At 69.5% G+C, this 11,757-nt stretch carries 11 protein-coding genes and 1 pseudogene; 7 read left to right on the top strand and 5 right to left on the bottom strand.

What is annotated here, in order from left to right:
* The 3 genes and pseudogenes from ACZ7HQ_RS38780 to hemL form a co-directional block, all read right to left on the bottom strand.
* Positions 1-537, bottom strand: a pseudogene (locus ACZ7HQ_RS38780) (hypothetical protein); the annotation flags it as partial.
* A 148-nt stretch (positions 538-685) separates the two neighbouring features.
* Positions 686-1,345 carry a histidine phosphatase family protein gene (locus tag ACZ7HQ_RS38775; RefSeq protein ID WP_471000308.1) on the bottom strand — a complete coding sequence of 220 codons (660 nt, stop codon included), beginning with the start codon at positions 1,343-1,345 and terminating at the stop codon, positions 686-688.
* A gap of 47 nt (positions 1,346-1,392) precedes the next feature.
* Positions 1,393-2,709: a glutamate-1-semialdehyde 2,1-aminomutase gene (gene hemL / locus ACZ7HQ_RS38770; protein WP_471000305.1), complete on the bottom strand. Its 1,317-nt coding sequence runs from the start codon at positions 2,707-2,709 to the stop codon at positions 1,393-1,395.
* Between the two features lie 327 nt (positions 2,710-3,036).
* Between hemL and ACZ7HQ_RS38765 the strand changes: the two genes are divergently transcribed.
* Positions 3,037-3,738: a hypothetical protein gene (locus ACZ7HQ_RS38765; protein ID WP_471000301.1), complete on the top strand. Its 702-nt coding sequence runs from the start codon at positions 3,037-3,039 to the stop codon at positions 3,736-3,738.
* A 395-nt stretch (positions 3,739-4,133) separates the two neighbouring features.
* The gene (locus ACZ7HQ_RS38760; RefSeq protein ID WP_471000298.1) at positions 4,134-5,429 is read left to right on the top strand and encodes a COG4705 family protein; all 1,296 of its coding nucleotides are present in this window, start codon (positions 4,134-4,136) and stop codon (positions 5,427-5,429) included.
* 149 nt (positions 5,430-5,578) lie between these two features.
* On the opposite strand, the gene ACZ7HQ_RS38755 is transcribed toward ACZ7HQ_RS38760, so the two are convergent.
* Both ACZ7HQ_RS38755 and ACZ7HQ_RS38750 read right to left on the bottom strand, forming a co-directional pair.
* Positions 5,579-5,842 (bottom strand): hypothetical protein, encoded by a 264-nt coding sequence (locus tag ACZ7HQ_RS38755; protein WP_471000295.1) that lies wholly within the window; start codon positions 5,840-5,842, stop codon positions 5,579-5,581.
* Between the two features lie 310 nt (positions 5,843-6,152).
* The gene (locus ACZ7HQ_RS38750) at positions 6,153-7,565 is read right to left on the bottom strand and encodes a hypothetical protein (RefSeq protein WP_471000293.1); all 1,413 of its coding nucleotides are present in this window, start codon (positions 7,563-7,565) and stop codon (positions 6,153-6,155) included.
* Between the two features lie 209 nt (positions 7,566-7,774).
* Here ACZ7HQ_RS38750 and ACZ7HQ_RS38745 point away from each other — a divergent pair, with 209 nt between their 5' ends.
* From ACZ7HQ_RS38745 to ACZ7HQ_RS38725, 5 genes are all read left to right on the top strand, one after another.
* A complete protein-coding gene (locus tag ACZ7HQ_RS38745) occupies positions 7,775-8,737 on the top strand; it encodes a hypothetical protein (RefSeq protein WP_471000290.1) in 963 nt (320 codons plus the stop codon).
* Positions 8,738-8,967: 230 nt separating this feature from the next.
* On the top strand, positions 8,968-9,765 hold the full coding sequence (locus tag ACZ7HQ_RS38740; protein WP_471000287.1) for a GNAT family N-acetyltransferase: 798 nt from the start codon (positions 8,968-8,970) through the stop codon (positions 9,763-9,765).
* A gap of 31 nt (positions 9,766-9,796) precedes the next feature.
* The gene (infA, locus tag ACZ7HQ_RS38735; RefSeq protein ID WP_471000284.1) at positions 9,797-10,021 is read left to right on the top strand and encodes a translation initiation factor IF-1; all 225 of its coding nucleotides are present in this window, start codon (positions 9,797-9,799) and stop codon (positions 10,019-10,021) included.
* 208 nt (positions 10,022-10,229) lie between these two features.
* Complete coding sequence (locus ACZ7HQ_RS38730; protein WP_471000281.1) at positions 10,230-10,355, top strand: hypothetical protein; 126 nt, start codon at positions 10,230-10,232, stop codon at positions 10,353-10,355.
* Between the two features lie 59 nt (positions 10,356-10,414).
* A complete protein-coding gene (locus ACZ7HQ_RS38725; RefSeq protein ID WP_471000278.1) occupies positions 10,415-11,656 on the top strand; it encodes a serine hydrolase domain-containing protein in 1,242 nt (413 codons plus the stop codon).
* The last annotated feature ends 101 nt before the right edge of the window (positions 11,657-11,757 follow it).

Genomic DNA, 11,757 nt, shown 5'->3' with positions numbered 1-11,757 from the left:
GTGGGTGCCGATCTCGTGGCCCTCCAGCCAGGCCCGGCGCACGTTGGTGAGCGTCGCCTTGATGTGCTCGTCGGTGAGGTAGCCGATGTCGGAGGCACCGCGCGCATTGTTCGGGGGCAGGTACAGCCGCTTCTTCGACTCGGGCAGCAGGTACAGCCCCGAGAGGAAGAACGTCATGCTCGCGCCGTGCTGCTTGGCGAGGTCCAGGAAGCGCGGGAAGAGCCCGTTGCCGACCTCGCCGGCGCCGTCCCAGGAGAAGATCACGAACTGCGGCGGGGTCTGACCCGCCTCCAGCGGCTCGGGCTTGGCCGGCTGGTGCGGCTGCTTGCCCGTGAACGACGTGGAGCCGTCCCCGATCGGACGGCCCGCCGGACGCACGCCGCCCTCGGCGTTCTTCCCCTGATCGGAACCGTCCCCCTGCCCGGCGCCGTCCGATGACGTGGAACTCCCGCAGCCGGCCAGGCCGGCGGCGGCCGCCACGCCCGCGCCGAGGCCGAGCATTCCCCTGCGGGAGAGGGTCCGGGAGACGGTGCGCATGGAGATCCCCGATCGTCGCGCCTGCTGAGTGGTCACCCAGTCAGAGGGCGCGAGGATCGGGGAGGTTCCGTAAATTTGTATGGTTTTCGTAACGGGTACCGAAAAAGAGTCCTAAGCGACACTAAACGGACCGTCAGAAACCCTGTTCTCAGGCCCCGAAAGCCTTCCCCTGGGCGGTGCCCGTGCCCTTCTGCGGCGTGGCACCGGCCCGCAGATGGGCCGGGACGAGATCGATGGCGGGCTCGCTGTAGCCGACCGACACGATCCTGTCGCCCAGATAGGTGAAAGACGTCAGGGAGGCGAGGGTGCACTGCCGCTTGCGAGGATCGTGCCACAGCCGCCGCCGCTCGACATAGGACCGCACGATCCAGATCGGCAGCTGATGGCTGACCAGCACCGCCTCGTGCCCGCGCGCCCGGTCCTTGGCCGCGTTCAGCGCGCCCATCATCCGTACGACGATGTCGACGTACGGCTCGCCCCACGACGGCTTGAACGGGTTGACCAGGTGCTTCCAGTTCTCGGGCCGGCGCAGCGCGCCGTCCCCCACCCCGAAGGTCTTGCCCTGGAAGACGTTGTCGGCCTCGATGAGCCGCTCGTCCGTGTCCAGGTCCAGACCGTGCGCCTTGGCGATCGGCGTGGCCGTCTCCTGGGCCCGCTCCAGCGGCGAGGCACAGACATGGGTGACGTCCCGCGGGGCGAGGTGCTCGGCGACCCGGTCGGCCATCTGCCGGCCCAGCTCGGACAGGTGGTATCCGGGCAGCCGCCCGTACAGCACCCCGTCTGGGTTGTCGACCTCTCCGTGCCGCATGACGTGGATGACGGTGACGTCCTTGTCCCTGCTGCCGTTGCTGGTGCTCACGCGGTGGCCTCCGCAGCCGCCCGGGCCGCCGCCGGAAGGGCGTCGGCGATCTTCTGGATGGCCCGCTCGTCGTGGGCCGTGGACACGAACCAGGACTCGAAGGACGACGGCGGCAGGTAGACGCCGTTCGACAGCAGCGAGTGGAAGAACGCCGTGAAGCGGTACGACTCCTGCCGCTTGGCGTCCTCGTAGGTGCGCACCCGCCGGTCGGTGAAGAACACCGAGAACATGTTGGAGGCGGTCTGCACCCGGTGGGCGACACCCTCCTTGCTCAGCGCCTCGGTGACCAGTGACTGGATCTGCGCGGACACGGCGTTCACCGTCTCGTACGCCGCGTCGTCCAGCAGCCGCAGCTGGGCGAGACCGGCGGCGGTGGCGACGGGGTTCCCGGAGAGGGTGCCGGCCTGGTAGACGGGCCCGGCGGGGGCGAGGTGGGCCATCACATCGGCCCGCCCGCCGAACGCGGCCGCGGGGAAGCCGCCTCCCATCACCTTCCCGAAGGTCATCAGATCCGGCTTGACCCCGTCGATGCCGTACCACCCGGCGCGGCTGGTCCGGAAGCCGGTCATGACCTCGTCGGAGATGTACAGGGCGCCGTTCTTCCTGCAGGCGTCCTTCAGCCCCTGGTTGAACCCGGGGTCCGGCGGCACGACGCCCATGTTGCCCGGCGAGGCCTCGGTGATCACACAGGCGATCTCACCCGGGTGCCGGTGGAAGGCCTCCTGCACGGCCTCCAGGTCGTTGTACGGCAGCACGATCGTGTCGCCGGCCTGGGCGCCGGTGACACCCGGGGTGTCGGGCAGCGCGAAGGTCGCGACCCCGCTGCCGGCCGAGGCGAGCAGCGAGTCGACGTGCCCGTGGTAGCAGCCGGCGAACTTGATCACCTTGGACCGCTGGGTGAACCCGCGGGCGAGCCGGATCGCGGACATGGTCGCCTCGGTCCCGCTGCTGACGAGCCGCACCTGCTCGACCGGCTCGACCCGGGCGACGATCTCCTCGGCGAGCGCGACCTCGCCCTCACCGGGCGTGCCGAAGGACGTACCGCGGGCGACGGCCTCCTGAACGGCGGCGATGACCTCGGGGTGCGCGTGCCCGAGGATCATGGGTCCCCAGGAACAGACGAGGTCGACGTACTCCCGGCCGTCCGCGTCGGTCAGGTAGGCCCCCTTCCCCGACGCCATGAAGCGGGGCGTGCCGCCGACTGCGCGGAAGGCGCGCACCGGCGAGTTCACACCGCCGGGCGTGACGGCGGAGGCGCGGTCGAAGAGCGCCTGGGAGGCGGGCGCGTCGTAGGGATAGGGCGTTTCGCTCAGGGCACTCATGACCTGCTGCTTCTCCGGCTTCTCGGACTCCGGTGCTTGGGTGACCTCCTCAGGGTAGGCCGCGACCCGGCGGACGCGTGGCCCGCCTCGGGGTCCAGGCGCCGCGTCCCAAGATCCAAGCGCCGCCATCCGCCATCTGCGAGACTGAGACCTGATACACACAGCTCTTACGCACGTAATGATCAGAGGCCGGAAGAGAACCCGCGCGCTGTTGTTCCACCGCACGTTTCGGCGGGCGGCCGTGGGGGAGGTCACTGACACGATGATCGGGTTGCGCGGCGGGGGCCACGCGTCCTAGAAAAGCAGTCGGGTGGAGATATGCATCGCGGTGGCGGACTGGGCGAGGGGACTGATGACCTGGGTCCTCGACGTGCCCGGCGGGGAAGGCACCGGCGCGACGCGGAGGAATCGACTGAAGCACGGCAGAGCGACGCACGTCAGACACAGGGTGTACCGAGTGAGCCCGAGCGGTACGACCGGCGGATCGACCGGCAGCTGGAGAGCCAGCTCGACCGGCCGACCGACCGCCGGTTCGACGACCGGGACGACCGCCTGACGGCGGGGAGCAGGAAGGGTGGTCGGGTGGGGGTGACGTACAAATACTTCGGCGCGCCGGACGGCGCGACCGCGGCCCGCGTCCCCATCTCGATGCGCCCCGAGGAGCTCGGCGGCGACGAGCTGGGCATGAACGGCATGTTCACCAAGATCAAGCCGGAGACGATGGCCGCGATGGTCCTGACCGGCATCGAGGGCGTCCCCCTGCACAAGGTCCCGCCCCTGGAACTGGTCGTCCTGCACCCCGACTACGCGGTCGTCAAGCTCCCCATGACCGTCGTCGACCCCCTGCGCGGCATCGGCGAGGAAGCGGTCGGCGCGGCGGCCTTCATCTGGTCGACGGTCCCGGACCGCGGCGGCCCGCGCGACGCGTTCAACGTGTACCAGCTGCTGCACGAGTGGCAGGACTTCTCGCACCGGCTGCATGAGGCGGGGCACCAGCCGTATTGCCTTGTTTGGCCCTGAGCTGGGGTTTCGTGAGGTTTGGGCGGGGCCTTCGGGCCTCGCCCTTTTCATTGCCGGCACCGCAGCCAGACGGGGTGAGCGGAGCGCGCCAGCAGTCAGGATGTGTTCAGGTTCCCGCTGGCACAGTCGTGCGGTATGACCCATGAAACGCCTGAATTTCCCGGAGTTCCGGCCAACTCAGCCGACCGGGGCTCGAATTGGCGCCACGAATTCCTTTGGGCCGACTAGGGGCCGGGCCTTTCCGGCCGAACGTCTGATCCCGGCGGCTCCCTGAGAGGTATCGGCACCTTCCTGGGGCCCGAGGCCGCGTTTGTCCGCCCCTGTGCGGACAGTCACCGTTCCGCAGCCGTGAGGGGCGCCCCTCTGTGCTGCCGCCCGCTCCATGTGAGGATTACATGACAACTTCGACGACTGCCGCGACCCCTCGTCATTCCGCGGGCAGCCTCCTGCTGAACAAGGTGCCCGAGGTCACGGTCTGGTTCTGGATCATCAAGATCCTCTGCACGACCGTCGGCGAGAGTTTCGCCGACTACATCAACGAGACGCTGGGCTTCGGCCTGACCAACACCATGCTGTTGTTCACCGCGGTCTTCGCGATCGTGCTGGCGATCCAGTTCCGTACGAAGCGCTACATCCCGTTCCCGTACTGGCTCACCGTCGTGGTGGTCAGTGTCACCGGCACGCTGTACACCGACATGCTCACCGATGCGCAACAGGTCCCGCTGTGGCTCAGCTCGACGGTGTTCTCACTCCTGCTGGCCCTCGTCTTCGGGGTCTGGTGGCTGCGCGAGCGGACCCTGTCGATCCACAGCATCACGACCTTCCCGCGCGAGGCGTTCTACTGGCTGACCGTCCTGGTGACGTTCGCGCTGGGCACCGCCCTCGGTGACTGGACGCTGGAGCTGACCAACTGGACGCCCGCGCAGTCGGTGTTCCTGCCGCTGGGCCTCATCGCGTCGATCACAGCGCTGTGGAAGTTCGGCGCCAATCCGGTTCTCTCGTTCTGGCTGGCCTACATCCTCACCCGCCCGCTCGGCGCCAACATCGGTGACTGGCTCGCCTCCCCGAAGGTCGCGGCCAACCCGGGCGAGCCGGTTGGACTCGGCCTGGGCACCTTCGCCACGAGCCTGATCTTCCTCGGCGCCATCCTGGCGACGGTCATCTACCTGACGATCAGCCGCAGGGACGTCGCCGGGACCTCCGAGACGGCGCACGAGCCGTCGGTCACCAACGCGCGCAAGGAGCGCATCGCGCTCGGAGGCTTCGCGGTGATCGCCGCCGGCACCGTCGCGCTGATGATCTGGGCCCACAACCAGCCCCACGTCACCTGCGACCCGACCGGTCAGAGCGAGACGATGCCGGCCTGCCCAAAGGCGGCCATGACCGGCAAGCAGACGACCGCGGCAGTGGCGAAGTACGAGAAGCTCACGCAGACGGCGATCGCCCAGGACCGGGCCGGGACGGCCGCGGCCTCCCACGCCACCGTGCAGAAGATGCGCGACGACTGGGACGCCGACGCCACCTCGCTGCAGGCGGTCGACAACACGACCTGGACCCTGCTCGATCACCAGATGGACGAGGTCCTCAAGACGTACGCCATCGACCACGGCAACATCCGGCCGGCGCCGGCCGCCGAGCAGGAGAAGCAACTCGGCACCCTGCTGGGCGACCTCCGCAGCCACCGCTTCTGAGGAGGGTCGGGGACTTGGGTTGGTGGCCGGTTCGACGGGCTTGTCCAGGACCGGTCACCAACTGCGCCGCACCGGCGCACCAAGGCCCAAGGCCCTCCCAAGGTGCCCCTTGGCTCCTCCGCTGAAACGACACAGCCGCGCTGACCGGATCAGCCCTCGTCCCGCCCTGCTCCGGGCTCTTCGGAGGTATGGTCTCCATCGCTCGGGACGACCCCAGGGGTGCCCGGGGCGGTGACCCTTGTTGAGTGATCCCGACAGCCGGGATCCGTGCCGGCGCTCAGTTCGTGCCGGACCTGCCGCCACGCGCGGATGATGTGCGGCAGCCGCGAGAGCACCTCGCTGATCTGCGCCAGCAGTAGCGTGACGCAGCCGAACACAGCAAGGATGACGAGGGTCACTTCGTCCCACTTCACCCGGGGACCTCTACCTTCTACTGGGCCGCCTCGCGGCGCTCGGGCATCTGCAGAACCGCGCGACCGACTCTGACGTGGACGAGGTCGCCGGCAACGGTGGTCAGACGGTGTGCCAGGTATGTGCGCGGTTCGTGGCGAGTATGCGGAGTTGGGTCGAACCACGCCCATGTGCGGCTTCAACGGGTGCCGGGGCCCGCAGGAAAATGCCGCCCACCGACTCTCCGCGAGCCGGATGCGATGAAGGTATGCCCTGGTGCGAGGGCTTTCCCGACCCCGGGCCCGTCAGTGGACGGGCGGGCCGGGTGGCGCGCTAGCCGAGCAGGGCCTGGCGGGAGATCCAGTCGAGGGCGTCTGCCCCCAGCCGGTCGGGCGCTTCGCGCAACGCGGCCTCCACCGCCGCGAGGTCTGTCAACGCGTCGGGGGCGCCCGACCTGTCCAGCACGGCGAGCCGCTCCATTGCTGAGGCGACGGCGCCGGGCCAGCCCGGCATCCCGAAGTAGGTAGGAACCTTGAACGCAGCCGAAGTGGCTCTGTGCAGCAGCCCCGCGCGCCAGCCCTGTTTGCGCATCACCTCCGCGGTGAACCAGACCCGGTCGTCGACGTGCTGGACAAACTCCGCCACGGATTCGGACACCGTCCGCAGCGCGAAGCGCGAACCGCCGGCCCACGGAAGGTTCACGTCCGAGGCGACAGCCACGAACGCGCGCAGCACCTCGGGCCCGTCGTCCCGTGCGGCCACCAACGCAGCCCGAGCCCTGCGGTACAGATCGACGCTCTGCGCGAAGATCTCCCCGTCGCTCGGCCCGTCGTCGGCCGCGTGAATCACGTCCAGCGGCCCCTCGCGCCAGGCGTCCGCCACCAGCCCGACCGCCGCCGCGCTCACCAGTGCGTCCGTGTCGTCAGCGTCGATGCCGAAGTGCGCCAGGACAGCGGGGGCCTGCTCCTCGATGTCCGGAAGCGGCGAGTGCTCCTCCTCGGCCTCGGTCCCTCCCAAGAGAGCCGCGAGCCGAGGCGCCAGGGGTTCGGGCTCCGGCTGCTCCACGGTGATTCCGTGCTTCGCCAGATCCTCGAAGACGGCGTCCGGTCCACAGTCGATGTGTGAGGAGTCATGACGTCCCGAGCAGCCTTCCGGGCATTCGAACTCCTCACACATCTCCGGTTCCTCGGGCTGCGAGTCGTTGATGAGGTGATAGGCGAGCCGTTCCGCCACCGCCTCCCGCGCTGTGATCATCGCCAGGTCGAGCCGGAACGCCTCGTCCCTCAGCTCCGGGTCCTCGCGCTCCGCAGAGGTGGGTGGCTCCGGCGCCTCCGGGAGCCAGGCGTACGCCGACTCCAGCGAGACCAGCAGCCAAGCGACCCGCAGCGGCTCGATGTCACCGTCCCGGGCCAGCCCGGCCACGGCCTCCGCGGCCTGCCGCGCACTGTCGAGCCGGGCGAGATGCCGTTCACGCACCGGCAGCCAGGCCGCGGACTCCGTTCGGGCCCGCTCGGCGTCCTGGGTCAGCGCGGCGTCACGGGCCCGCCGTGCCCGCGCGACCAACCGGGTCAGACAGGGATGGCAGCCGAACAGTCCCGACTCGGGAGTCGGCCCGAGCGGTACGGGCGGCCGATCCTCAAAGGACTTGTCGCAGAGGCAGCAATCCAGCGCCCCCACCTGGCGGGAGGTGGGGCGAGTCGGCAGTGCGGACCGGATCATGGCATGGGCATAGTCGGGGATGTGCACGGGGCAACTCCTTGGGAACGGCGCCGGATCGCTCACGACGCTGTCTCCATGCTCGGGGCCTCCTCCGATTGCTTGTCGTCGTCTGACGCCCGGGAGGGGGAAGTTGGCGCAATCTGGCATGTGGCACTTTGCCTGCGACTTCTACGCTCTTGGCGCTATCTGACGGCCGTCCGGGCCGCCATCTGAAAGGCCGAGGGGGTCTGTCGTTCGTGACCACCGACACCGTCTCTCTTCCGAACGAAGCCCACCAGGAGCTGGTACGCGCCCTGGAAGAGCTCCACCGGGCGGCGGGCCGCCCCGGCATGCGAAAGGTGAGCGCCCTGATCGCTGAGGGCGACCACCCGGCGGCCGTCAGCCATGAGGGCGTCCGTACGACCCTGAAGGGCCTGAATGTCCCGCGCTGGGAGACCGTGCAGTCGATCGTGGCGGTACTCGCCGCCGCCTGCGTCGATCCACCCCGGGACCCGACGGCCGAGGTGGCGCGGTTCCTGCCCCTGTGGCGTGCAGTGCGGGAGGGAGAACCGGGTGGCATGAAGTCGGCCCGGGAACTGGCGCTGTCACAGGGGTGGGGCACGGATGACGGGCAGTGGACCGCTGAGGCGGTCGTCGGCATGATGATCAACCCGTTCAATGCCATTGAGATCGCCCCGTCGCTCGCGGTGCCGCACGAGCCTGTGATCTCGGAGGACGAATGGGTGCAGGTCGGTGTCCGCCTCATCGAGGAGAACGGGGCCGAGTTCGCTCTGCGCGCTCTCTTGCGAACCCTGAAGGGCGACTACCTGGGCGCCGAGGAGGGCAGCCCCTTCGGCTACCGCTATCCGGACCAGGAAGCGGTCGAAATGCACACGGCCTTCCGCTACGGCTGCGACCGGATACTCCAGCGCCTGGCGGTCGAGCCCAACCTCCTTCAGCGGTCGATCAGCGCCATGCACGCCGACGAGACCATGGACCGCGAGGACCGCATCGAGATGCTGCGCGCCGAATCGGACGTGTCCTTGATGCGGGAGATCATGACCGCGACCCCGGACACCTGGCACGAGCTCTCCGAGGAGGCTCATCATCAAATCTTCGGTTATCTCATCAAGGAGATCGGCCCGGTGGGCAGATTCGGGCTTCCGCCGGACCAGCGCTTCCGCATCACCTGGCGCATCCCCGAGCCGCCGACGGCGTAAGCCCCGGGCCGACCAACGGCGGTGGCCGCACGCTGGTGTCTGCGGAAAAGGCGTGGAGCGAGACGCGCACGGCTGATAGCGTGCCGACGACCGTGAAGCCGTCATCAGGAGGTGAGACCCGTGAACGCTGTGTCCCATGGGTGCTCCCCCCTTTCCTTCATGGTCGGGCGACTGACGTAGGTGTCGCCGGGAGTGCCTGATCACAAGGCTCTCCTGAGAGGCAGACGCCAATGAATACTGTGCATTTCACCGCGGGCGTGGACGAACGCCCGGTAGTGGTCGCGCGGGTCGCGGAACAGGAATGGCAAGCGCTGGCCGACGGCCAGGTGGTCGGCTGCGGTGACGTTTCACCCAGGCCCGACGGCCGGATCTTCATCAGCATCGACGCGTGGCACGGCGCGGCCTTCGGCCGGCTCGCCGACGCGATGCTGGCCGAGCTGCCCAGGCCGCTGTACACGGTGGTCGACGAGGCCGACCGCGATCTGATGTCCGGCTGGGAGCGGGCCGGGTTCACCACCCGGCGCCGCGAGTGGGAGTACCTCGTGCCCACCGACCCGCGGGTCACGGGGCTCGATGCGGTGCAGCCGCCCTCGGGCGTGACGATCGTGCCCGCCGGCGAGGCGGAGGATGGCCCGCTGCGCGCGCTGGACCGTGCCATTCGCGAAGAGGTCGAGGCCACCGTCGGATGGCAGGCGATGCCGGCCGAGGTGTTGCCCCGGCCGCGCGGGGTCACCGTGGTGGACCCGTCGAAGTACGCGGTGGCAGCAGTGGCCGGCCAGTACGTGGGCCTGGTCAGGCTCGCTCCGGTGGCCCGGCTGCCGCGGATCGGGCTGATCGCGGTCCGGGCCGGCCGGCATCGCCGCGGCATCGCCCGGGCACTGCTGGCCCACGTGCTGGGTTCGCTGCACCGCGGCGGGATCGAAACGGCAGCGGCCGAAGTGAACGAGTCCAACGAGGCGGCGACCGCGTTGTTCGACGGAATCGGCGCCCAGCGCGTCAGCAGCAACCTGGAGTTGGTGTGCCGCTGACGCCCCACGCCGGCCGGAGAGGCGGGAGAACATGACGAAAGCGGCAGGAGGCATCGAAGTCGAGGGCACCGTCGTCGAGTGCCTGCGCAACGCCACCTTCACGGTGGAGCTCCAGAACGGGCACACGGTGCTTGCGCACATCAGCGGGAAGATCCGGAAGAACTACATCAGAATCCTGCCGTACGACCGTGTCCTCGTGGAGCTGAGCCCGTACGACCTCACGCGCGGCCGGATCCTCTTCCGCTACCGCACGTAGCGGTGGGCGCGGGCGGCGCAGGGCCAGGGTGAGCCGGATGGCGGCGGCGCGTCGACTCGCGTCGCCCGCCCGTCAGTTGACGGCCCATCCGGACCCGCGGCCGAATGATCCGAACACGCTGCCGGTCCGCTCCGGCCCCTCTAGGATCAGCGCGTGAAGCTGGAGGGGGCCGGCAAGCGTGCATGAGGAGTGGGCGGAGCGGCCGGTCGTGACCGGACGCCCCTGCGTGAGCGCGGGGTGCGCGGCCGGGATCGCCGAGACCGGCCTGCGGGGCCGCACGGCACGCGACCTGCGGCAGGTGCCGGACGTGATCACCGACCGGCTCGGCTGCTGACGATCCATGAACCCAACCGCGGTCCCCCTCCGTCCGTTCAGTCGAAGGAGCACACCACCATGTCCGTGGACCGCACCGACCAGTACGGCAAGTTCTCCAAGACAGGGCTGCAACGCGTGCGCGACGTGCTGGCACGGCATGTCGAGTCGGGGAAGATCCCCGGGGTGGTCGCGCTGTTCAGCCGGGGCGACGAGACGCATGTCGAGACGGTCGGGACGACGCGCCACGACGGCGGCGCGCCGATGCGCCGGGACACGATCTTCCGGATGGCCTCGACGTCCAAGCCCGTCTCGATCGCGGCGGCGATGGTCCTGCTCGACGAGTGCAGGCTGCGCCTCGACGACCCGGTGGAGCCGTGGCTCCCTGAACTGGCCGGCCGTCAGGTGCTGAAGCGGATCGACAGCCCGCTGGACGAAACAGTGCCGGCGCGGCGGCCGATCACCGTAAGGGACGTGCTGACCTCCACGTTCGGGCTCGGTATGGACATGACGACGCTGGGCACCCCGATCATGAACGCCGTCTTCGAGCAGGGGCTCACGCCCAATCTCCCGGAGCCGATGCCCGGGCCGGACGAGTGGATGCGCCGTCTGGGCACGCTTCCGCTGATGTACCAGCCCGGGGAGCGCTGGCAGTACCAGATCAGCAGCGACCTGGTCGGTGTGCTCGTCGCCAGGGTCACCGGCCAGTCGTTCGAGTCGTTCCTGCGCGAGCGCGTCTTCGGCCCGCTGGGCATGAAGGACACCGGGTTCCATGTGCCCGAGGACAGGATCGACCGGCTGCCGACCCTCTACGCTCCCGACCCGGGGACCGGCGAGTTCACCGTGTGGGACGAGGCCGTGGGGGGACGCTGGAGCGCGCCTCCGGCGTTCCAGAGTGGCGGCGGCGGGCTGGTCTCCACCGCCGACGACTACCACGCCTACTTCCGGATGCTGCTGAACCACGGGGTGCACGGGGGCGAGCGGATCCTGTCCCGGCCCGCCGTGGAACTGATGACCACCAACCGCCTTACGCCCGAGCAGCAGGCCGCCCGGCACGCCATGGCCGTCGACAACGTCCACGTGTCCTTCGGCCAGGGACAGCACGGCGGTTGGGGCTTCGGGATGGCGGTGCGCACCTACCGCGGTGACTACGCACCCATAGGCCAGTTCGGCTGGGACGGCGGAAGCGGCACCTCGACCTACGCCGACCCGGAGAACGGGATCACCGGAATCCTGCTCACCCAGGTCGGGGCGTCCGTCCCGAACTCGGTGCAGCTCATGCTCGACTTCTGGACCACGCTCTACCAGGCGCTCGACGACTGACACCGAGCACGTCCCCGCCGCCCGGGAAGGGGTCCGGCCCTTCCCGTTGGGTCCCGGCTCCGCTGGGTCTATCGTCGGAATCCTGGGGTGAGGACGAGGAG

It is taken from the genome of Streptomyces sp. NPDC037290 (genome assembly GCF_055603245.1).
This window is presented reverse-complemented; position numbering and strand designations above follow the sequence as displayed.